Genomic DNA, 555 nt, shown 5'->3' on the forward strand with positions numbered 1-555 from the left:
GTTCCATTCGTTAAATTATAATAGTGCATTTTGTTTACTTAGTTATTGCATTATTTATCTCGCACACGTAATCCATTAGAAAATTTTATTTTAAAATTTGCAATTCACTGAAAATAAATATCTTTGCATCAAAATTTACAGAAATGCTACTTCAACTACATATCCAACAATTAAGCTTTAGCCCGTCTTGTGGCATAAAGGGCTTGGGTATTGACTTAAATTTCCTTCCCAACCCTTAACGCGGTTTTAAGTTTCAACAAACAAAACCCACATTTAAAAATCAATTTATTACGCATTTGCTAAGCATTTAACCGCTTATCAAAATTAATTATATCCGTTATGGACATTTATACCACTGTAGAAGAAAAGTATCTACAGGCCATTGAAGAACTGCACTGGGGCGAATTACCTAAGGCACTTCAGTATTTTAATGAAATTATTGTTTTCGATCCTGATTATGCAAGAGCTTATTTTCAGTTGGGCGATATTTATCAGAATCATTTTAAAGATTATAAAACTGCAGGTTATTATTACAAACGTTGCATTGAGCTAGAT

The 555-nt window shown here is 31.4% G+C and carries 1 protein-coding gene; it reads left to right on the top strand.

Features of this window, described 5'->3' with window-relative positions; genetic code table 11:
* Positions 1–339: 339 nt before the first annotated feature.
* Positions 340–555: hypothetical protein (locus tag AC1DND_RS29190; protein ID WP_477586510.1), on the top strand; the 216-nt coding region annotated here is incomplete at its 3' end.

The sequence above is a fragment of the Pedobacter sp. 01N416 genome, assembly GCF_056399685.1.